Source organism: Escherichia sp. MOD1-EC6300 (assembly GCF_002965045.1).
Classification (GTDB): Bacteria; Pseudomonadota; Gammaproteobacteria; order Enterobacterales; family Enterobacteriaceae; genus Escherichia; species Escherichia coli_F.
In genome coordinates this window covers 124,505-146,981 of record NZ_PTRH01000003.1, presented here as the reverse complement: position 1 = coordinate 146,981, position 22,477 = coordinate 124,505, and the positions used below count along the sequence as shown (strand labels likewise).

Below are 22,477 nucleotides of genomic sequence, written 5' to 3'. Positions count from 1 at the left end.
TAAAATAGCCGCGCATTATTTCCGTCGTCACTTTTTTACGACGACCCTATAAAACGACCATATTTTTCACAGGGTCAATTTTTAATTGAGGTGGATATGTTCAGAAAATTAGCAGCTGAATGTTTTGGTACTTTCTGGCTTGTTTTTGGTGGCTGTGGTAGTGCCGTACTGGCCGCAGGCTTCCCGGAATTAGGCATTGGTTTTGCCGGCGTGGCGCTGGCATTCGGTTTAACCGTTCTGACGATGGCCTTCGCTGTTGGTCATATTTCTGGTGGTCATTTTAACCCGGCGGTCACTATTGGCTTATGGGCTGGCGGACGTTTTCCGGCAAAAGAAGTCGTTGGCTACGTAATTGCCCAGGTTGTCGGCGGTATTGTTGCAGCGGCGCTGCTGTATTTAATTGCCAGTGGTAAAACGGGATTTGACGCGGCAGCCAGCGGTTTTGCTTCTAACGGTTATGGCGAGCATTCACCAGGCGGTTATTCCATGCTTTCCGCGCTGGTAGTTGAACTGGTATTGAGTGCAGGTTTCTTGCTGGTGATCCACGGCGCAACCGACAAATTCGCTCCGGCGGGTTTTGCGCCAATTGCCATTGGTCTGGCATTAACGCTGATTCACTTAATCAGTATTCCGGTGACTAACACTTCCGTTAACCCGGCGCGCAGTACTGCGGTTGCCATCTTCCAGGGCGGCTGGGCGTTAGAACAACTGTGGTTCTTCTGGGTGGTGCCAATTGTCGGCGGCATTATCGGTGGTCTGATTTACCGGACTCTGCTGGAAAAGCGTAATTAATTAACGCAGAAGGCCTGGCGCAATGTCAGGCCTTTTTTAAATATATTGATTCATCTTCCTGTTGCGCTCCTTGATGTGTTAAGCCACATATAGTCACTGGCGCAGGGGGCGGCCAATCGCCGCCGCCCCCTGCACCCCCGGGCTCTGGCGAACAAAATCGCCGCTGCGCGGTGCCCTCGACTTATCCCTTGCGGCTACCGGGTCGGGCGCGAGGTAACATCCCGGTAAAACGCGCCCTCAGCCCACATCCATGTGGGCTGCCCCGGCCTTCAGGGAACACCTCGGCGATTTTGACGCCACCAACACCGGTGCGGTTTGTAATTAAAGCGCAAGAATATCTTTAAATGAAAATGAATACCCTACCGATCCTTATGCATAACATTTCCTTTTAATTGCAACTTTACTCGTCCTTCCGCTTTCAGTAGTGTGTCATCGCGCATTTCGACTTCTTTCTTTGCAAGGACTGGTTTTTCATGTTTTCTGGGCTGTTAATCATTCTGGTTCCCCTGATTGTGGGTTACCTCATTCCGCTTCGCCAAAAAGCTGCATTAAAAGTTATTAATCAGCTATTAAGTTGGATGGTTTACCTCATTCTCTTTTTTATGGGTATCAGTCTGGCGTTTCTCGATAACCTCGCCAGTAACCTGTTGGCGATTCTGCATTATTCCGCCGTCAGTATTACCGTTATTTTACTGTGTAATATTGCCGCCCTGATGTGGCTGGAGCGAGGCCTACCGTGGCGCAACCACCATCAGCAAGAAAAACTCCCGTCACGTATTGCGATGGCGCTGGAGTCCCTCAAGCTCTGCGGTGTGGTGGTGATTGGCTTTGCTATTGGCCTTAGCGGATTAGGTTTCTTACAACACGCTACGGAAGCCAGCGAATACACGTTAATTCTGCTACTTTTCCTCGTCGGTATTCAGTTGCGCAATAATGGCATGACCTTAAAGCAGATTGTCCTTAATCGCCGGGGAATGATTGTCGCTGTGGTGGTGGTGGCCAGTTCTTTAATTGGTGGTTTAATTAACGCCTTTATTCTTGATCTTCCCATCAATACCGCGCTGGCAATGGCTTCCGGTTTCGGCTGGTATTCTCTTTCCGGTATTTTATTGACCGAATCTTTTGGTCCGGTAATCGGGAGCGCGGCGTTTTTTAATGATCTGGCCCGTGAGCTGCTTGCTATTATGTTGATCCCTGGGCTGATTCGCCGTAGCCGCTCTACTGCACTGGGCTTATGCGGTGCGACGTCGATGGATTTCACACTGCCCGTTCTTCAACGTACTGGCGGACTGGATATGGTCCCGGCGGCGATTGTTCACGGTTTTATTCTTAGCCTGTTAGTGCCGATCCTCATCGCCTTTTTCTCTGCATAATACCTCTCTGGCGGTAGATCCCTGCCGCCAAAATTGCGCTAAATCAATCTCCCTTAAAGTTGCATGAAAAATCCCTTTTATCCCCGCGTTAAGCGTCTTAACCTTAAACATGTATATTAAATATAACTTTAAAAGGTGTGATCATGTTTTGTGTGCAATGTGAACAAACTATCCGTACTCCGGCAGGAAACGGCTGCTCATACGCGCAGGGGATGTGTGGTAAAACGGCGGAAACCTCTGACCTTCAGGATTTACTCATCGCGGCGCTGCAAGGGCTTTCAGCCTGGGCGGTAAAAGCGCGTGAATACGGCATCATCAACCATGACGTTGACAGCTTCGCGCCGCGCGCATTTTTCTCAACCCTGACCAACGTTAATTTCGATTCTCCGCGTATTGTCGGCTACGCCCGTGAAGCAATTGCCCTGCGTGAGGCGCTGAAAGCACAGTGCCTGGCTGTAGATGCCAACGCCCGCGTCGATAACCCGATGGCTGACCTGCAACTGGTGAGTGACGATCTCGGCGAGCTGCAACGTCAGGCGGCGGAATTTACTCCCAATAAAGATAAAGCGGCGATTGGCGAAAACATTCTCGGCCTGCGTCTGCTCTGCCTGTATGGCCTGAAAGGTGCTGCCGCCTATATGGAACACGCGCACGTTCTCGGTCAATATGACAACGATATTTACGCCCAGTACCATAAAATCATGGCATGGCTGGGTACCTGGCCTGCCGATATGAACGCACTTCTCGAGTGCTCCATGGAAATCGGCCAGATGAACTTCAAAGTGATGAGCATTCTGGACGCAGGCGAAACAGGTAAATACGGTCACCCGACGCCAACTCAGGTCAACGTCAAAGCGACGGCGGGTAAATGCATTCTGATTTCCGGTCACGATCTCAAAGATCTCTACAACTTGCTGGAACAGACCGAAGGCACGGGTGTTAATGTCTACACCCACGGCGAAATGCTGCCTGCCCACGGCTACCCGGAGCTGCGTAAATTCAAGCATCTGGTCGGTAACTACGGCAGCGGCTGGCAGAATCAGCAAGTAGAGTTCGCTCGCTTCCCTGGACCTATCGTGATGACCTCGAACTGCATCATCGACCCAACCGTAGGGGCTTATGACGATCGTATCTGGACCCGCAGCATCGTTGGCTGGCCGGGTGTGCGTCATCTGGATGGTGATGATTTCTCAGCAGTCATCGCCCAGGCGCAACAAATGGCGGGCTTCCCGTACAGCGAAATTCCGCACCTGATTACCGTGGGCTTTGGTCGTCAGACGCTGCTTGGCGCGGCGGATACGCTGATTGATCTGGTGAGCCGTGAAAAACTGCGTCATATCTTCCTGCTCGGTGGCTGTGACGGCGCACGCGGCGAGCGCCACTACTTCACCGATTTCGCCACCAGCGTACCAGATGACTGCCTGATCCTGACTCTCGCCTGCGGTAAATATCGCTTTAACAAACTTGAGTTCGGCGATATCGAAGGTCTGCCGCGTCTGGTAGATGCTGGTCAATGTAACGATGCTTACTCAGCGATTATTCTGGCTGTCACTTTGGCAGAAAAACTGGGCTGCGGTGTCAACGATCTGCCGTTGTCGCTGGTACTCTCCTGGTTCGAACAAAAAGCGATTGTTATTCTGCTGACGCTGCTTTCTCTGGGCGTGAAAAATATCGTTACCGGCCCGACTGCACCTGGCTTCCTGACGCCAGACCTGCTGGCGGTACTGAACGAGAAATTCGGCCTACGTTCTATCACCACTGTTGAAGAAGACATGAAGCAACTGTTGAGCGCGTAAGGAGTTTGTCGATGACGATGCCAACCAATCAATGCCCGTGGCGGATGCAGGTTCATCACATTACGCAAGAAACGCCGGATGTGTGGACGATTTCCCTGATTTGCCACGATTACTACCCGTATCGCGCCGGGCAATATGCGCTGGTCAGCGTGCGTAACTCAGCGGAAACGCTGCGTGCTTACACCATTTCCTCCACACCAGGCGTGAGTGATTACATCACTCTGACCGTGCGGCGGATTGATGACGGTGTCGGTTCCCAGTGGCTGACCCGCGATGTAAAACGCGGTGACTACCTCTGGCTTTCGGACGCGATGGGGGAATTTACCTGCGACGATAAAGCAGAAGATAAATTCCTGTTGCTGGCGGCCGGCTGCGGCGTCACGCCGATTATGTCGATGCGTCGCTGGCTGGCGAAAAACCGTCCGCAGGCTGATGTGCAGGTGATCTACAACGTGCGTACGCCGCAGGATGTCATTTTCGCGGATGAGTGGCGTAATTACCCGGTGACACTGGTGGCGGAAAATAATGTTACCGAGGGATTCGTTGCCGGACGCCTGACTCGCGAACTGCTGGCCCGCGTTCCTGATTTAGCCTCGCGTACTGTAATGACCTGTGGCCCGGCTCCGTATATGGATTGGGTAGAACAGGAAGTGAAAGCGCTCGGCGTGACGCGTTTCTTTAAAGAGAAGTTCTTTACGCCAGTGGCGGAAGCAGCAACCAGCGGTCTGAAATTCACCAAACTGCAACCGGCGCAAGAATTTTACGCACCTGTTGGCACCACACTGCTGGAGGCTTTGGAAAGCAACAAAGTTCCGGTTGTCGCCGCCTGCCGTGCAGGTGTTTGCGGCTGCTGTAAGACGAAAGTGGTTTCCGGTGAATATACGGTGAGTAGCACAATGACGCTGACCGACGCCGAAATCGCAGAAGGTTATGTACTGGCCTGCTCCTGCCATCCGCAGGGGGATTTGGTTCTCGCATAATCGTATTATGCCCGATGATATACCTGTCATCGGGCAGTTTAACCGTTAGTGCCTCATTTTTCTCCCACCCCATCCCCCTCCGTCAGATGAACTAAACTTGTTACCGTTATCACATTCAGGAGATGGAGAACCATGAAACAAACGGTTGCAGCTTATATCGCCAAAACACTCGAATCAGCAGGGGTAAAACGCATTTGGGGAGTCACGGGCGACTCTCTGAACGGTCTTAGCGACAGTCTTAATCGCATGGGCACCATAGAGTGGATGTCCACCCGTCATGAAGAAGTGGCGGCCTTTGCCGCTGGCGCTGAAGCCCAACTTAGCGGGGAACTGGCGGTCTGCGCCGGATCATGCGGACCTGGCAACCTGCACTTAATCAACGGTTTGTTCGATTGTCACCGTAATCACGTTCCGGTACTGGCAATTGCCGCTCATATCCCTTCCAGCGAAATTGGCAGCGGCTATTTCCAGGAAACCCACCCGCAAGAGTTATTCCGCGAATGTAGCCATTATTGCGAGCTGGTTTCCAGCCCGGAGCAGATCCCACAAGTGCTGGCGATTGCTATGCGTAAAGCGGTGCTAAACCGTGGCGTTTCCGTTGTCGTGTTACCGGGCGACGTGGCGTTAAAACCGGCACCGGAAGGGGCAACCACGCACTGGTATCATGCGCCACAACCAGTCGTCACCCCAGAAGAGGAAGAGTTACGCAAACTGGCGCAACTGCTGCGTTACTCAAGCAATATCGCCCTGATGTGCGGTAGCGGCTGCGCGGGGGCGCATAAAGAGCTCGTCGAGTTTGCCGGAAAAATTAAAGCGCCTATTGTTCATGCCCTGCGCGGTAAAGAACATGTCGAATACGATAATCCGTATGATGTCGGAATGACGGGATTAATCGGCTTCTCGTCAGGTTTTCATACCATGATGAACGCCGACACGTTAGTGCTGCTCGGCACCCAATTCCCCTACCGTGCGTTCTACCCGACCGATGCCAAAATTATTCAGATTGATATCAACCCGGCCAGCATCGGCGCGCACAGTAAGGTGGATATGGCACTGGTCGGTGATATCAAATCGACTCTGCGTGCATTGCTGCCTTTAGTGGAAGAAAAAACCGATCGAAAATTTCTGGATAAAGCGCTGGAAGATTACCGCGATGCCCGCAAAGGGCTGGACGATTTAGCTAAACCGAGTGAGAAAGCCATTCACCCGCAATATCTGGCGCAGCAAATTAGCCATTTTGCTGCCGATGACGCCATTTTCACTTGTGATGTCGGCACACCAACGGTATGGGCGGCGCGTTATCTGAAAATGAACGGCAAGCGCCGCCTGTTAGGTTCGTTTAACCACGGTTCAATGGCCAACGCCATGCCGCAGGCGCTGGGTGCTCAGGCGACAGAGCCAGAACGTCAGGTGGTCGCCATGTGCGGTGATGGTGGTTTCAGTATGTTGATGGGCGATTTTCTCTCAGTGGTACAAATGAAGCTGCCAGTGAAAATTATCGTCTTTAACAACAGCGTGCTGGGCTTTGTAGCGATGGAGATGAAAGCCGGAGGCTACCTGACAGACGGCACCGAACTGCACGACACCAACTTTGCCCGTATCGCTGAAGCGTGCGGTATTACGGGCATCCGCGTAGAAAAAGCCGCTGAAGTCGATGAAGCCTTGCAACGCGCCTTTTCCATCGACGGCCCGGTGCTGGTGGATGTGGTAGTCGCGAAAGAAGAGTTAGCCATTCCGCCGCAGATCAAACTCGAACAGGCCAAAGGATTTAGCCTGTATATGTTGCGCGCAATCATCAGCGGACGCGGTGACGAAGTGATCGAACTGGCGAAAACGAACTGGCTAAGGTAAAAAGGGTGGCATTTCCTGTCATAAATAAGGACATGCCATGATTGATTTACGCAGTGATACCGTTACCCGACCGAGCCGCGCCATGCTCGAAGCAATGATGGCCGCCCCGGTTGGGGACGACGTTTACGGAGACGACCCTACCGTTAATGCTCTGCAGGACTATGCGGCAGAGCTTTCCGGGAAAGAAGCCGCCATTTTTCTGCCTACCGGCACTCAGGCCAACCTGGTCGCTCTGCTCAGTCACTGCGAACGCGGCGAAGAGTATATTGTCGGTCAGGCCGCGCATAACTATCTGTTTGAAGCCGGTGGCGCAGCGGTGCTGGGCAGTATTCAGCCGCAACCCATCGATGCTGACGCCGACGGTACGCTACCGCTGGATAAAGTGGCGATGAAAATCAAACCCGACGATATCCATTTCGCCCGCACCAAATTACTCAGTCTGGAAAACACCCACAATGGAAAAGTGCTGCCGCGGGAATACCTGAAAGAAGCATGGGAATTTACTCGCGAGCGCAATCTGGCACTGCATGTTGACGGTGCGCGCATCTTTAATGCCGTGGTGGCTTACGGCTGCGAACTGAAAGAGATCACGCAATATTGTGATTCGTTCACCATTTGTCTGTCGAAAGGTCTTGGTACGCCAGTCGGTTCATTACTTGTCGGTAATCGTGATTACATTAAACGCGCCATCCGCTGGCGGAAAATGACTGGCGGCGGGATGCGCCAGTCCGGGATTCTGGCCGCCGCCGGAATGTATGCGCTGAAAAATAACGTTGCACGCTTGCAGGAAGACCACGATAACGCCGCCTGGATGGCGGAGCAACTGCGTGAAGCAGGCGCGGATGTCATGCGCCAGGACACCAATATGCTGTTTGTCCGCGTCGGACAAGAAAATGCTGCCGCATTAGGCGAATACATGAAAGCGAGAAACATACTGATTAACGCCTCGCCGATTGTCCGCCTGGTAACCCATCTCGATGTCTCGCGTGAACAACTGGCAGAAGTCGCAGCCCACTGGCGCGCTTTCCTGGCGCGTTAAGGAGAGAGACGTGCCGCAACGCATTTTAGTTCTCGGTGCCAGTGGCTACATTGGTCAGCATCTGGTGCACGCGCTTAGCCAACAAGGGCATCAGATCCTGGCGGCGGCACGTCACGTCGACAGGCTTGAAAAGCTGCAACTGGCAAACGTCAGTTGCCATAAAGTCGATCTCAGCTGGCCGGATAACCTTCCGGCCCTGTTGCAGAATATCGATACCGTCTATTTTCTGGTGCACAGCATGGGCGAAGGCGGCGATTTTATCGCTCAGGAGCGCCAGGTGGCTCTTAACGTCCGCGATGCGCTGCGCGAAGCACCGGTTAAACAATTAATCTTTCTCAGTTCATTGCAGGCCCCGCCTCACGAGCAGTCGGACCATCTGCGCGCCCGTCAGGCTACGGCGGATATTCTTCGTGAAGCGGGTGTTCCGGTGACCGAATTGCGTGCCGGAATTATCGTTGGCGCAGGTTCAGCGGCGTTCGAAGTCATGCGCGATATGGTGTACAACCTGCCAGTGTTAACGCCGCCACGCTGGGTTCGTTCACGCACCACGCCCATCGCGCTGGAAAACTTGCTGCACTATCTGGTGGCGCTGTTAGATCATCCGGCCAGCGAACACCGCATCTTCGAAGCCGCCGGACCAGAGGTGCTCAGTTATCAGCAACAGTTTGAACATTTTATGGCGGTGAGCGGTAAGCGCCGCTGGTTAATCCCCATCCCCTTTCCCACCCGCTGGATTTCGGTGTGGTTTCTCAATGTGATTACTTCCGTACCGTCAACCACCGCCAAAGCGTTGATTCAGGGGCTGAAACATGATCTGCTGGCGGATGACACCGCGCTACGTGCACTCATCCCACAACGGCTGATCGCTTTCGATGACGCGGTACGTCGCACCCTGAAAGAAGAAGAAAAGCTGGTCAACTCCAGCGACTGGGGATACGACGCTCAGGCCTTTGCCCGCTGGCGACCGGAGTACGGTTATTTCGCCAAACAGGCGGGGTTTACCGTTAAAACGTCCGCCAGCCTTGCGGCTTTATGGCAGGTGGTGAATCAAATCGGCGGTCAAGAGCGTTATTTCTTTGGCAATATTTTGTGGCAAACCCGGGCGTTGATGGACCGCGCGATCGGTCATAAGCTGGCGAAAGGCCGCCCGGAGCGTGAATATTTGCAGACCGGAGATGCGGTGGATAGCTGGAAAGTGATTGTCGTTGAACCGGAAAAACAACTTACGCTGTTATTTGGCATGAAAGCGCCGGGGCTGGGACGACTGTGTTTTACCCTGGAAGATAAAGGTGACTATCGTACTATCGATGTTCGCGCATTCTGGCATCCGCACGGTATGCCGGGGCTGTTTTACTGGTTACTGATGATCCCCGCGCATCTGTTTATTTTTCGCGGAATGGCAAAACGAATCGCCAGACTGGCAGAACAAAGCACAGATTAATCGACAAAACCTGCGTTATTCTTTCATGTTTCCCATTGCATCAAGGGGGAAATCACGGAAGAATGCGCACGTCATTTTCTCAACAACAGTGGATTGATATGAAGGTACTGGTTACCGGCGCCACCAGCGGCTTAGGTCGAAACGCGGTAGAGTTTTTATGCCAGAAAGGCATCAGCGTGCGTGCGACCGGTCGCAACGAGGCAATGGGTAAATTGCTGGAAAAAATGGGCGCAGAGTTTGTTCCGGCGGATCTGACCGAGCTGGTCTCATCACAAGCTAAAGTGATGCTCGCAGGCATTGATACGTTGTGGCACTGCTCCAGCTTTACCTCTCCGTGGGGGACACAACAGGCTTTCGATCTGGCTAACGTTCGCGCCACTCGCCGTCTGGGTGAATGGGCTGTCGCCTGGGGAGTACGTAACTTTATTCATATCTCTTCCCCCTCCCTGTACTTCGATTATCACCACCATCGCGATATTAAAGAAGATTTTCGCCCTCACCGCTTCGCTAACGAGTTTGCCCGCAGCAAAGCGGCCAGCGAAGAAGTGATCAATATGCTTTCGCAGGCGAATCCACAAACACGCTTTACTATTTTACGCCCACAAAGTCTGTTCGGGCCACACGATAAAGTCTTTATTCCCCGTCTGGCGCATATGATGCACCACTACGGCAGCATTCTGTTACCACACGGCGGCAGTGCGCTGGTCGATATGACGTACTATGAAAATGCCGTGCACGCCATGTGGCTGGCAAGTCAGGAAGCCTGCGATAAGCTGCCTTCCGGGCGAGCATATAACATTACCAACGGCGAGCATCGCACTCTACGCAGCATCGTGCAAAAACTTATCGACGAGTTGAATATTGATTGCCGTATTCGCTCGGTGCCTTACCCGATGCTGGACATGATCGCCCGCAGCATGGAGCGTTTAGGTCGCAAGTCAGCAAAAGAGCCGCCGCTGACCCACTACGGCGTCTCCAAGTTGAATTTTGACTTTACGCTGGATATGACGCGTGCACAGGAAGAATTAGGCTATCAGCCAGTCATCACTCTGGATGAAGGCATTGAGAAAACTGCTGCCTGGCTGCGCGATCACGGGAAACTGCCCCGCTAATCCTGACCGTATTTCTCCAGCAACGCTTCGGCAATCGCCTGAGTTTCTGCATCCGCTTCGCCGTTGTATAACGTCGGGCGAAAATGCATCTGGAACGCCATAATCACGCGCCGCTGCTCGCGCGGTGTCATATCAGGTTTAACGTCATAACCATAGCGCGCCAACAGTTCCAGCAATGGCGCGGTATCTACTGGCGTGTGCGGCGCACGCCCGGCAAGGTAAAAGTTCACCCGCTGCGCATCCGGCCAGGCACCAATCCCCTGCTGCGCCAGTTGCTGCCACGGAAATAACGGTCCTGGATCGTCTTTTCGCTGCGGCGCAATATCCGCATGTGCCACCACGTTTTCCGGCTTGATGTGATAACGGGTAATAATATCTTTCGCCAGGGGGATGAGCGCCTGTATCTGTGCCGGTTCAAACGGGGCAAAATATTTCACTCCGGATGATTTTTGCCAGCCACGGTTTTCCAGCTCAATGCCAATAGAGGTGTCGTTAAGGCGTGTTGCCCCGCGCCAGGCGCTAATCCCCGCATGCCAGGCCAGTTCCTGTTCCGGCACCAGTTGCCAGATGCGCGGTTTACCGTTGTATCGCGGTGGCACAGCAGGGACCAGATAATGCGAGCTGACCTGTTTATCGGTCAGTGTCGCCAGCGAGCTATCAAAATCATCTGCGGTGTAGTGGATCACCAGCACTTTAATGCGCGGATACGCCGCCTGCGCCTGGCGTCGGGTATCAAGCTGGTATCCCTCTTTCTCGACAATGCCTTTTTCGCCTGCACACCCTGCAAGTAACAAAGCAGCGGCGACCAGCCAGAAGACTCTTCTCATCGACGTGTTTTCACCGCCGTACCGCTGACGCTAACCATCAGCATACTGCCGTTTTGCCCGACCGTTTCGTAGTCGATATCAATACCGACTACGGCATCGGCCCCCAACGCCCGCGCCTGCTCACCAAGTTCCTCAAAGGCAATCTCCCGCGCTTTACGCAATTCTTTTTCATAAGCCCCGGAGCGTCCGCCAACGATATCGCGGATACCGGCAAAGAAATCACGGAAAATATTGGCACCTAAAATCGCTTCGCCTGTCACCACACCGCAATATTCAACGATGGTCTGGCCTTCCAGAGTTGGGGTTGTAGAAAATTGCATGATCGATCTCCTTGTTTGCTAATCCTTCGATCTCAAAGCATTATCGGGCTGATATGCCATGTTGGGAAGAAGGTTTTGATCAGTTTAGGAAATCATCTCATTGTGTCAAAAATAAGCGCATATGCCTTTACGATTACCCGTCTCCTAACCCGATATTGGTTTCATTATGGGATAGCGCTGACCTGCTATATTATGTTGTACCTGCAACATTAATGAATGGGAAGAGTCACCTTATATTGTAAATTATTCCAAAATTTTTCCGCATCTTGAGGCTGAGGAATATACCTCTGAATTCTTGTTTGATCGGTCTCCGCAAAACATGAAAGTAATGTAACCTCAAGGCTTCTATCATTAATATAAGCAAAGATCATTTTTGCAAATTCGTAAATAAATGCCCGATCCTGAGCGCTTAATAGCTTAATACAATATTTATTCTTTAGAGAGTAAAGGATTTCAATGAAAGCATCCGCTGCAACCTTTACGTTATTCCCAACGGTCATATTAAATATATCCCTTACACAGATAGAGTACAGTGATAGTAAACAACCATACAAATAATCATTTATTAATTCTTTTGTCCATTTTACTGGTAACCATGGTCTTATCTTGACATCATGCATACTACACTCATGAAAAAGACATTTATAGAGATTAACTCTTATCATATCAACACTGTAAAAATGGCAATGGACAAATTTTGAAGAATGAGCATTTACATTATTAATTTTAGTCGCTCTAAACGTAAAGTTACTGAATACGTTTTTCGTTAAATTACTATTTGTTATCTTAACATCACCTAAACTGCCGTTCTCAAAACAACATCCCTTCAATATACTTTCATTTAAAAGAGAATGTGATAAATACAGATGATTTAAGTTTTTCTTCATTAAACCCACAGCATCAAAATGACTATATTTAATAAAACAACCATCATTGAGTAGCGTTTTTAGATTGACTAAATTACTATCATGTTCACGTGCCATAGTTGTGATAGGGGTTGGAAGAGACATGAAAACCTCTTCATTGACCATCAAGTGAATCATGCATTGCTTGCCTTTTGTCATATCCACACTTACACTACAAATATCGTTGTAATGCGATGAATGCATTTCCGGACACAGATTCAATACAATATTTTGAAAGGCGTAAAATCGTGTTAATACTTCCGAATAAGTAATTGGATTAAACTTAAGATCGTCATTAGCAAAACCAAGTGTTATTGTATGTTCTACATTTAGGTCAGGTTCAGATGAGTCTTCAAGAGCAATATCATCACTGAAAATTTCACCTGATGTATTATCACTGTTACAAAAGGTGCTCATCAATGCAATGGTATTTATAACGGACTCTTTGTCGATATCCTCACTCATTGTATATCGCCTGCTATAATCATAGAAATGAATAAATGCGTCTTTTATAATTGTTATATATTGTTCCTTATTAAATACAATTCGATTGTATACTTTTTCAAAGATCGCATTCGCGATCTTACAACCAAGGGTATACCTATATAACAATGGATAAGAATCAATAGTAAAATTCTTCTCCAATTCACATTGCAGTTTATTTTCGTAATGCAGAGGAAAAAGAAATTCTTGTCTTTCCATTTTTCCGCTGACTTTATTTCGCACCCCAATGGTGATTCTTTCATTGCCAATTTTTATTTCAACTTCATTGTTTTGTGATGTACCAAGGTATGTTTTAGTACCAGTTTCGAAAGCACTACTAAAAAAAGAATTAAAATAATTATTTGCTGAATAAATAATGTTACCGAGCGACATATCATTTTTAATAGTTTCACTATCAGCATTTATTACTAATACTAGATTCAAGTAGATGGTGTCCCATGTAGATAACTCATCCTTATGACTGGATTTTAATATGGTAAAAAATTCCCTCAGCGAGGCCATGAGATTATCACTTTGATTCGGTTGTGTGCTTAGAAATGATGACGATTGTTCAGAGACATTATTTATCATATAAAAATCACCCAAAAAAAACAATAACCCACTGTACTCCCTGTGCTTTATAAACATAAAGTCACAACACATTCTATATTCATATTAATTAATGGCGCATTGAAAAAAATTATATTATTCTTAACTCAAATCCATTAGCTTAATAAGATTATATTCTTCACTCACAACCGTAACAAAAATAATATTATCGAAAGTTAAAGTTGGGACTATCAAATTTCGCTCATTTCAAACATACATTGTGATTTTTGCAATCATCTTAATCTTAGGGCCTATCATCATATGTTAAAATTTTGTCAATAATAGAAATGAATCTTGGTCACCTATCATGCGTTATAAATGTGCAACTGGCTTCCTGCAGATGCTCTTAACTTCTACAGCAGGATTTATACCAGCGTTTCAGAACTATCATATTTACCTTAAATGATCATTTCAGTCTTATAACACGCTCAGCCTCACAAATGGTTTACACTGTCTATTGTTTGGGTAATTTAAGTAAGTCAGCTACGATCAACCTTGAATGGGGAGCCAGCAATGGACTTAAGCCTAATCGGGTCTTCAGATTGTTTCAGAATTGTATAAAAAACAATGTATTAAATAATCTGATTGTTTTTGGTCATAGTGTGACGCAGAAAGCAAGCCAATAAGGAAATGATTATGCGCTACCGTTCACTATCTCTACTTATTCCATGTGCACTGCTGCTGAGTGCCTGTACCACCGTCACGCCAGCTTATAAAGATAACGGCCCCCGCACCGGTTCCTGTGTCCAGGGTGGACCTGACAGCGTGGCTCAACAATTCTATGACTACCGCATTCAACATCGCAGCAATGACATTACCGCTCTGCGCCCCTATTTGAGTGACAAACTGGCAACCCTACTTAGCGATGCCAGCCGCGATAATAGTCATCGTGAATTGTTAAGCAGCGATCCGTTCTCCAGTCGAACCACCTTGCCAGACAGCGCCCACGTTGCCAGTGCATCTACTATCCCTAATCGTGATGCCCGTAACATTCCTTTGCGCGTGGATCTCAAACAGGGTGACCAGGGCTGGCAGGATGAAGTGCTAATGATTCAGGAAGGCCAGTGTTGGGTGATTGACGATGTGCGCTACTTAGGCGGCAGCGTTCATGCCACAGCAGGTACACTCCGTCAGTCAATCGAGAATCGCTAACGCCTTGATCAACCAATAACCCCCGTAAATTGTCCGGCATTTCGCGAGGAATGCCGACATTTATGCTCGCCGCCCACCGCGCCCGTTATTTTGTGCTATGTTTAGTGAATAATGCGCTTTGCTTTTAACTTTTAAAGCAGAAATATTGCATAATTATTCTGTCAAAGGTACTATCTTCGACCTCAATAGCTATCAGACTGCCAGTATACGAGTGTCAATGAGTATTCAATTAAACGGCATTAATTGCTTTTACGGCGCGCATCAGGCGCTGTTCGATATCACGCTGGATTGCCCACAGGGCGAAACGCTGGTGTTACTTGGCCCCAGTGGCGCGGGTAAAAGCTCGCTGCTGCGTGTACTCAATCTGCTTGAGATGCCGCGCTCCGGTACGCTCAACATTGCAGGCAACCATTTCGATTTCACTAAAACGCCCTCAGACAAAGCGATTCGCGATCTGCGTCGTAACGTCGGTATGGTGTTTCAACAATACAACCTGTGGCCGCACCTCACCGTGCAGCAAAACCTGATTGAAGCGCCCTGCCGTGTACTGGGATTGAGTAAAGATCAGGCGCTGGCCCGTGCAGAAAAATTGCTGGAACGTCTGCGCCTGAAACCTTTCAGTGATCGCTATCCGCTGCATCTTTCTGGTGGTCAGCAGCAGCGTGTTGCTATTGCGCGTGCGTTAATGATGGAACCGCAGGTACTGCTGTTCGATGAACCGACCGCCGCGCTGGACCCGGAAATTACGGCACAAATCGTCAGCATCATTCGTGAGCTGGCAGAAACCAATATTACCCAGGTGATCGTCACCCACGAAGTGGAAGTGGCGCGTAAAACCGCCAGCCGTGTGGTGTATATGGAAAATGGTCACATCGTAGAACAAGGCGACGCGCGCTGCTTTACCGAGCCGCAAACCGAAGCATTTAAAAACTATCTCTCTCACTAAGATTCGGGATAACAACAATGAAAAAAGTTCTGATTGCCGCGTTAATTGCAGGTTTTAGTCTTTCCGCCACAGCTGCCGAAACTATTCGTTTTGCCACCGAAGCCTCCTATCCTCCGTTTGAATCAATGGATGCAAACAACCAGATCGTTGGTTTTGACGTCGACCTGGCGCAGGCATTGTGTAAAGAGATTGATGCGACCTGCACTTTCTCTAACCAGGCGTTTGACAGCCTGATCCCAAGCCTGAAATTCCGTCGCGTAGACGCGGTGATGGCTGGTATGGATATCACCCCGGAGCGTGAAAAGCAGGTGCTGTTTACCACGCCGTACTATGACAACTCTGCCCTGTTTGTGGGTCAACAAGGTAAATACACCAGCGTTGATCAGCTGAAAGGCAAAAAAGTCGGCGTTCAGAACGGGACGACGCACCAGAAATTCATTATGGATAAACATCCGGAAATCACCACGGTTCCTTATGATAGCTACCAGAACGCGAAACTCGATCTGCAAAACGGTCGTATCGACGGCGTTTTTGGTGACACCGCAGTGGTAACCGAATGGCTGAAAGATAACCCGAAACTGGCGGCTGTCGGCGACAAAGTGACCGATAAAGATTACTTCGGTACTGGCCTCGGCATCGCGGTACGTCAGGGCAACACTGAACTGCAGCAGAAATTCAACACTGCGCTGGAAAAAGTGAAGAAAGATGGCACTTACGAAACCATCTACAACAAATGGTTCCAGAAGTAATACCTGATGAATGAATTTTTTCCTTTAGCAAGCGCCGCCGGGATGACCGTCGGCCTTGCCGTTTGTGCATTGATTGTCGGACTGGCGCTGGCGATGTTCTTTGCGGTGTGGGAGTCAGCAAAATGGCGTCCTGTCGCGTGGGTAGGTTCAGCACTGGTGACGATTCTGCGCGGTCTGCCAGAAATTCTGGTGGTGCTGTTTATCTATTTTGGCTCCTCGCAGTTACTGCTGACGCTTTCGGATGGCTTCACCATCAATCTTGGGATCGTACAGATCCCGGTGCAGATGGACATTGAGAACTTCGACGTTAGCCCGTTCCTGTGTGGGGTTATCGCCCTGTCGCTACTGTATGCCGCCTATGCCTCGCAAACCCTGCGTGGCGCACTGAAAGCGGTGCCGGTGGGCCAGTGGGAATCCGGTCAGGCGCTGGGGCTGTCGAAATCGGCTATCTTTTTCCGCCTGGTGATGCCGCAGATGTGGCGTCATGCGCTGCCTGGTCTCGGTAACCAGTGGCTGGTACTGCTGAAAGATACCGCGCTGGTCAGTTTGATAAGTGTGAATGATTTAATGCTGCAAACCAAAAGCATCGCCACTCGTACCCAGGAGCCATTTACCTGGTACATTGTGGCAGCAGCGATCTATCTGGTGATTACCCTGCTCAGTCAGTACATTCTCAAACGCATTGACCTGCGCGCGACACGTTTTGAGCGGAGGCCTGGCTGATGCTTGAGTATTTACCCGAACTGATGAAAGGGCTGCACACCAGCCTGACGCTGACGATTGCCTCGCTGATTGTGGCGCTAATTCTGGCGTTGATTTTTACCATCATCCTGACGCTGAAAACGCCGGTACTGGTGTGGCTGGTGCGGGGCTATATCACGCTGTTTACCGGTACGCCGCTGTTGGTGCAGATCTTCCTGATTTACTACGGTCCAGGCCAGTTCCCGACATTGCAGGAGTATCCGGCACTGTGGCATCTGTTGTCAGAACCGTGGTTGTGCGCGCTGATTGCGTTGTCGCTGAACAGTGCGGCGTATACCACGCAGCTATTTTACGGTGCAATTCGTGCAATCCCGGAAGGTCAGTGGCAGTCCTGTAGCGCCCTGGGGATGAGCAAAAAAGATACGCTGGCGATCCTGCTGCCGTATGCCTTTAAACGCTCACTCTCTTCTTATTCCAACGAAGTGGTGCTGGTGTTCAAAAGTACCTCTCTGGCTTACACCATTACGCTGATGGAAGTGATGGGATACAGCCAGTTGTTGTACGGGCGCACTTACGATGTCATGGTGTTCGGTGCGGCGGGGATTATTTACCTGGTCGTCAACGGCCTGCTGACACTGATGATGCGTTTGATCGAGCGCAAAGCGCTGGCGTTCGAGCGACGGAATTGACATGGCTGCATGCTGATGCCGGATGATTTGTAGGTCTGATAAGACGCGCCAGCGTCGCATCAGACACCAGCACGGTGCCTATGCCGGATGCGGCGTGTACGCCTTATCCGGCATACATAGTGCATAGATTAATATAATAAAGACGGGCAACCCACTAAGTTGTCCGTCTTTTTTTATTCATTACGAATTATTTAATCATATTTATTGCATATAAATTCACTTAATGGCATTGTTATCTCATGCCGCAGACACGGCCAAAAATCATAAGATTGACAGACGGGAGTTCCATCATGAAAAAGTTAGTTCTTGCCGCTTTACTTTCATCCTGTGCATTCGGCGCTTCTGCGGCAGAGAAAATCAATTTCGGCGTATCAGCGACCTATCCTCCCTTTGAATCTATAGGTGCTAATAATGAGATTGTCGGCTTTGATATCGACCTGGCAAAAGCGTTATGCAAACAGATGCAGGCAGAATGTACTTTTACCAATCACGCTTTCGACAGCCTCATCCCGTCACTGAAATTCAGAAAATATGACGCCGTTATCTCCGGTATGGATATCACGCCGGAGCGTAGCAAGCAGGTATCATTTACCACGCCCTACTACGAAAACTCAGCTGTTGTGATTGCCAAAAAAGATACCTACAAAACGTTTGCCGACCTGAAAGGCAAACGCATTGGGATGGAAAACGGTACAACGCACCAGAAATATATTCAGGATCAACACCCGGAAGTAAAAACTGTCTCCTATGACAGTTATCAAAATGCCTTTATCGACCTGAAAAATGGTCGTATTGATGGGGTATTTGGTGACACAGCGGTGGTTAATGAATGGCTGAAAACCAATCCACAACTGGGCGTTGCAACAGAGAAAGTAACCGACCCGCAGTACTTCGGCACCGGTCTGGGCATCGCTGTACGTCCGGATAATAAAGCCCTGCTGGAAAAACTGAATAACGCACTGGCAGCGATTAAAGCAGATGGTACGTATCAGAAAATCAATGACCAGTGGTTCCCGCAGTAATCGGGACTGATGACAAAAGTAAGATTGCCTGATGCGCTACGCTTATCAGGCCTACATTTACCCTGCAATGCATTGATTTAGCACGATTTTGTAGGCCGAACAAGGCGCTCACGCCGCATCCGACATGAACAACGCGCACCTTATCAGCAATCTGAAGCCGCAGCCGCGGCTTTTTTATTGCTTCACCAACAGTGTCAGCACTTCATAGTGCGCGGTGTGCGGGAACATATCAAAAAGCTGTACCCGTTCAATACGATAACCTGACAGTTCGCGGATATCTTTGGCCATCGTTTGGGCGTTACAGCTGGAGTAGATGATAAAACGCGGAGCCATCGTTGAAAGATAATCACACAGCGGTTTACCAATACCTCGGCGCGGCGGGTTAACCAGCACCAGCTCCGGCACCTCTCCCTGAGTGGTGACAAACTGAGTGGAGTCCAGCGCCTGAAATTGCAAACGCGTTAAGCCCAGTTCAGCAGCTGACTGCTTCGCACAGGCAATGGCCTCTGGCGCAATTTCGATCCCGGTTAACTGCATGTCAGGCGTCGCGCAGTGTAAACCAAAGCCGCCCACGCCACAGAACAGATCCCACATATGTTTAACCGGCAACTGTCGTACCCAGTCGCGCGCAGTAGCGTACAGCTGGCTGGCGACTACCGGATTAGTCTGGAAGAAACTTTGTGGACGGATCCACAGCGGCACATCGTTAAAACGCTCAGCCAGCGCCTGTTGTTCGCTCAGATAAATCTCCGTCTCCCCTTCCATAATCGCCATATGTATCGGCTGAATATTGGCGGTAATGACTTTCAGCTGCGGCAGTTGTTCCTGTAACCACGGCAGCGCCTTACGCAGTTGTGCCAGCTTGGTTTCGGAACGCAGTACAAAGCGCAACATCATGCCACCATCACTTTGGCTTTCAGTCAGCAGAATGTATTTCAGTTCGCCACGCTTACGCGCCACATTGTAGGGGGTTAGCCCCGCACGGGCGATAAACGGTTTTAACGCCGCAAAAACGGGCGCAAATGAGGAGGGATAAAGCGGACAATCGCAAAGGTCTTCTGGTGTGCCGTCGCGATGCAGCATACCGAGCAGTGGTTTTTCAACGCTACCACTCACCACCATTTTGGCTTTATTACGAAACCCTTGCTCCGGGCCTGACACCGGCTCGCACCATTCCTCAACCGAAAAGTCGGCGAGCAGATTTTTAAGATCGGCGGTTTTAGCGGAGAGTTGCTCTGGAATCAGCTGCGTTATCCACTGACAGGAACGACAGCGACCCGCGTCGTAAAGTGCGCACTGCATACATTGACCTTCACATCATCAGGGGCGACGATTATACACATTATTGCAACTGGAAGAACCGCCGACTGGTCGAGGGAACGAACAGTAGCAACAGGATGAGCATATCCGGCAACTTCTGCAGCATCAGACTATGGAAGATTTCACGTTTTGATTCACCGGGAATGCTGAACAGCTCCGGATAACCATACCCCAGCGAAGCCGCCCACAAATAACTGGCGGCCGTGATTTGTGTCAACAGATACAGCCAGCGCGCCCAGCGACGCCCTTTCACCAGTGAAAACGCACACCAGATCTCAATGAAAACCAGCACCAGGCTGCTTAAAAAGACCAGTGTTAAACTCCAGGTTTGTACACTGCGATGAATGAACTCGCCAATACCGCGCACGCCCAGCGTATTGAAAATCATCAGCACGTCGAGGCCACGGATCATAATAATGGCGAGCGCCGCCACCTGCACCAGCGCAGGCACATTCAGGCGAGCATGAGATGAAGATGTTTTCTTAAAAAATCCCAACGTTTCGTCTTCCATGAAAACAATGCCGCGACATGCGCGGCATTATGTAGCCAGGTTGGCAAATTTTAGTGTCTTCAGCCACGTCTTGCACGCTGGATGTCGCGTATCCGCTGTTTTTCTGCGCGCGCCATCAGATACCAGGCGATAAATCCGACAATTCCGACTGCGCCGAGGATTAATGTTGCCAGGGCGTTGATTTCCGGATTCACCCCCATCCGCACGCTGGAGAAGACCAGCATCGGTAACGTGGTGGCTCCTGGCCCGGAAACAAAGCTGGCAATCACCAGATCGTCGAGCGACAGAGTAAAAGCCAGTAACCAGCCAGAAATGATCGCGGGCATGATCATCGGTAGCGTAATGACGAAAAACACTTTCAGCGGCGTCGCACCGAGATCCATCGCTGCTTCTTCAATGGAACGGTCCAGCTCCCGCAGACGCGACGAAATAACGACTGCCACATAAGCCGTACAGAAAGTGACATGCGCCAGCCAGATGGTGAGCATGCCTCGCTCCGCAGGCCAGCCGATGGCATGTGCAAGTGCGACGAATAACAACAACAGCGACAAGCCCGTGATGACATCTGGCATCACCAGCGGCGCGGTGATCATAAAGGCAAAACCATTTGATCCGCGAAACCTGCCAAAGCGCACCAGCACGACCGCCGCAATCGTCCCGAGGATCGCCGCCGCCGTTGCCGCACAGGCAGCTATTGTCAGGCTTAAACCAACCGCACTCATCATCGCGTCATCGCGCAATAATTCGCCATACCAGCGCGTTGACCAGCCGGCCCACACCGTCACCAGCTTCGAGCTGTTGAATGAATAGATCACCAGCATCAGCATTGGCGCGTAGAGAAAGGTGAAGCCCAACAGCAAAATCACAATTCGCCAGGGCGAACGAACCACCGGTAAATTATTCATCCGTGTTCTCCCACGCTTTTTTGCTGATGCTTGTGGAACCACATTATCGGCACAATTAGCAGCAACAACATGATGATCGCCACTGCCGAGGCCACCGGCCAGTCACGGTTGTTAAAGAACTCCTGCCACAGCACGCGTCCGATCATGATGCTATCCGGACCGCCGAGCAGCTCCGGGATTACAAACTCTCCCACTGCCGGAATAAAAACCAGCATCGATCCGGCAATAATACCCCCTTTGGTGAGCGGCACGATCACAGTAAAGAATGTTTTCAGCGGTCGAGCGCCGAGATCCAGTGCCGCTTCCACCAGCGAATAATCAATACGAATCAAGGCGGTGTAGATCGGCAGCACCATAAACGGTACATAGGCATAAACAATGCCAATATAAACGGCCAGGTTTGTATGCAGAATGGTCAGCGGCTGGTCGATAACCCCCAGCCACAGCAGAAAATTATTCAGCACGCCGTTATTTTTTAATATTCCCATCCAGGCATAAACGCGGATCAGAAACGAGGTCCACGACGGCAGGATCACCAGCAGCAATAAGATATTGCGGGTCGAAGGCTTACTGTGCGCCACCGCCCACGCCAGCGGATAGCCGATCAGTAAACAACAAATTGTCGAAATCGCCGCTACCTGTAACGACTGGAGATATGCATCGAAATAGAGCGGATCGTCAGTCAGTTGCAGGAAATTACCAAGATTGAGGGTGATGGAAAGTTGCCCGTCAGCCCACTCCATCAGTTCGGTATAAGGTGGAATAGCGCGCGCCATCTCCGCCAGACTTATTTTAAAGACGATCAGAAATGGCAGCAGAAACAGCAAGATCAACCAGATATACGGCAACGCAATGACCAGTTTGCGCCCATGCTTCATTTGCAGCTGCGACAACCACAGCTTAAATCCGCCCGGCGGTTTCGACTGGGCAGCAGGTTCAAGTGTACTCATCTT

At 50.2% G+C, this 22,477-nt stretch carries 20 protein-coding genes and 1 pseudogene; 14 read left to right on the top strand and 7 right to left on the bottom strand.

What is annotated here, in order from left to right; translation table 11 throughout:
* The first annotated feature begins 96 nt into the window (after positions 1–96).
* The 8 genes from aqpZ (at position 97) to BGE37_RS05705 (ending at position 10,384) form a co-directional block, all read left to right on the top strand.
* Positions 97–792 (top strand): aquaporin Z, encoded by a 696-nt coding sequence (gene aqpZ, locus BGE37_RS05745; protein ID WP_000488716.1) that lies wholly within the window; start codon positions 97–99, stop codon positions 790–792.
* Positions 793–1,265: 473 nt separating this feature from the next.
* The gene (lysO, locus tag BGE37_RS05735) at positions 1,266–2,165 is read left to right on the top strand and encodes an L-lysine exporter LysO (RefSeq protein WP_105277064.1); all 900 of its coding nucleotides are present in this window, start codon (positions 1,266–1,268) and stop codon (positions 2,163–2,165) included.
* Between the two features lie 143 nt (positions 2,166–2,308).
* Entirely contained in the window at positions 2,309–3,961 is a 1,653-nt protein-coding gene (gene hcp / locus BGE37_RS05730) for a hydroxylamine reductase (RefSeq protein ID WP_046077410.1), read from the top strand.
* An 11-nt stretch (positions 3,962–3,972) separates the two neighbouring features.
* Positions 3,973–4,941: an NADH oxidoreductase gene (gene hcr, locus BGE37_RS05725; protein ID WP_105277063.1), complete on the top strand. Its 969-nt coding sequence runs from the start codon at positions 3,973–3,975 to the stop codon at positions 4,939–4,941.
* A gap of 132 nt (positions 4,942–5,073) precedes the next feature.
* Positions 5,074–6,792, top strand: a complete 1,719-nt coding sequence (gene poxB / locus BGE37_RS05720) for a ubiquinone-dependent pyruvate dehydrogenase (RefSeq protein ID WP_032302783.1) — start codon at positions 5,074–5,076, stop codon at positions 6,790–6,792.
* Between the two features lie 37 nt (positions 6,793–6,829).
* Positions 6,830–7,831, top strand: a complete 1,002-nt coding sequence (gene ltaE, locus BGE37_RS05715; RefSeq protein WP_105277062.1) for a low-specificity L-threonine aldolase — start codon at positions 6,830–6,832, stop codon at positions 7,829–7,831.
* 10 nt (positions 7,832–7,841) lie between these two features.
* Positions 7,842–9,272: an SDR family oxidoreductase gene (locus BGE37_RS05710; protein ID WP_105277061.1), complete on the top strand. Its 1,431-nt coding sequence runs from the start codon at positions 7,842–7,844 to the stop codon at positions 9,270–9,272.
* A 98-nt stretch (positions 9,273–9,370) separates the two neighbouring features.
* Positions 9,371–10,384 carry an NAD-dependent epimerase/dehydratase family protein gene (locus BGE37_RS05705; RefSeq protein ID WP_024256718.1) on the top strand — a complete coding sequence of 338 codons (1,014 nt, stop codon included), beginning with the start codon at positions 9,371–9,373 and terminating at the stop codon, positions 10,382–10,384.
* Here BGE37_RS05705 and amiD read toward each other — a convergent pair.
* The 3 genes and pseudogenes from amiD to BGE37_RS25410 all read right to left on the bottom strand — a co-directional run bounded on the left by amiD (position 10,381) and on the right by BGE37_RS25410 (position 13,542).
* Complete coding sequence (gene amiD / locus BGE37_RS05700) at positions 10,381–11,211, bottom strand: N-acetylmuramoyl-L-alanine amidase AmiD (RefSeq protein WP_001255175.1); 831 nt, start codon at positions 11,209–11,211, stop codon at positions 10,381–10,383. The two genes, BGE37_RS05705 and amiD, sit on opposite strands and share 4 nt — an antisense overlap.
* Positions 11,208–11,531 carry a heavy metal-binding domain-containing protein gene (locus BGE37_RS05695; RefSeq protein WP_001160732.1) on the bottom strand — a complete coding sequence of 108 codons (324 nt, stop codon included), beginning with the start codon at positions 11,529–11,531 and terminating at the stop codon, positions 11,208–11,210. Before BGE37_RS05695 ends, amiD begins: the two co-directional genes overlap by 4 nt.
* A gap of 209 nt (positions 11,532–11,740) precedes the next feature.
* Positions 11,741–13,542: pseudogene (locus BGE37_RS25410) on the bottom strand (pentapeptide repeat-containing protein).
* A gap of 622 nt (positions 13,543–14,164) precedes the next feature.
* Between BGE37_RS25410 and BGE37_RS05675 the strand changes: the two are divergent.
* The 6 genes from BGE37_RS05675 (at position 14,165) to artJ (ending at position 18,788) form a co-directional block, all read left to right on the top strand.
* On the top strand, positions 14,165–14,680 hold the full coding sequence (locus BGE37_RS05675) for a lipoprotein (RefSeq protein WP_001270657.1): 516 nt from the start codon (positions 14,165–14,167) through the stop codon (positions 14,678–14,680).
* Between the two features lie 217 nt (positions 14,681–14,897).
* Entirely contained in the window at positions 14,898–15,626 is a 729-nt protein-coding gene (gene artP, locus BGE37_RS05670; protein WP_000027198.1) for an arginine ABC transporter ATP-binding protein ArtP, read from the top strand.
* A 17-nt stretch (positions 15,627–15,643) separates the two neighbouring features.
* A complete protein-coding gene (gene artI / locus BGE37_RS05665) occupies positions 15,644–16,375 on the top strand; it encodes an arginine ABC transporter substrate-binding protein ArtI (protein WP_000756580.1) in 732 nt (243 codons plus the stop codon).
* A 6-nt stretch (positions 16,376–16,381) separates the two neighbouring features.
* Positions 16,382–17,098: an arginine ABC transporter permease ArtQ gene (gene artQ / locus BGE37_RS05660; protein ID WP_039020450.1), complete on the top strand. Its 717-nt coding sequence runs from the start codon at positions 16,382–16,384 to the stop codon at positions 17,096–17,098.
* Positions 17,098–17,766: an arginine ABC transporter permease ArtM gene (gene artM / locus BGE37_RS05655; RefSeq protein WP_000895400.1), complete on the top strand. Its 669-nt coding sequence runs from the start codon at positions 17,098–17,100 to the stop codon at positions 17,764–17,766. The genes artQ and artM overlap by 1 nt, the downstream gene beginning before the upstream one ends.
* A 290-nt stretch (positions 17,767–18,056) precedes the next feature.
* Entirely contained in the window at positions 18,057–18,788 is a 732-nt protein-coding gene (gene artJ, locus BGE37_RS05650; protein WP_001354873.1) for an arginine ABC transporter substrate-binding protein ArtJ, read from the top strand.
* 174 nt (positions 18,789–18,962) lie between these two features.
* On the opposite strand, the gene rlmC is transcribed toward artJ, so the two are convergent.
* Genes rlmC through potH form a run of 4 tightly spaced genes read right to left on the bottom strand, consistent with a single transcriptional unit; the run spans position 18,963 to position 22,474 of the window.
* Positions 18,963–20,090, bottom strand: a complete 1,128-nt coding sequence (rlmC, locus tag BGE37_RS05645; protein ID WP_105277059.1) for a 23S rRNA (uracil(747)-C(5))-methyltransferase RlmC — start codon at positions 20,088–20,090, stop codon at positions 18,963–18,965.
* 40 nt (positions 20,091–20,130) lie between these two features.
* Entirely contained in the window at positions 20,131–20,619 is a 489-nt protein-coding gene (locus tag BGE37_RS05640) for a YbjO family protein (protein ID WP_000389258.1), read from the bottom strand.
* Between the two features lie 59 nt (positions 20,620–20,678).
* Complete coding sequence (gene potI / locus BGE37_RS05635) at positions 20,679–21,524, bottom strand: putrescine ABC transporter permease PotI (protein ID WP_001061668.1); 846 nt, start codon at positions 21,522–21,524, stop codon at positions 20,679–20,681.
* Positions 21,521–22,474 (bottom strand): putrescine ABC transporter permease PotH, encoded by a 954-nt coding sequence (gene potH, locus BGE37_RS05630; protein ID WP_000105436.1) that lies wholly within the window; start codon positions 22,472–22,474, stop codon positions 21,521–21,523. Before potH ends, potI begins: the two co-directional genes overlap by 4 nt.
* Positions 22,475–22,477: the final 3 nt, after the last annotated feature.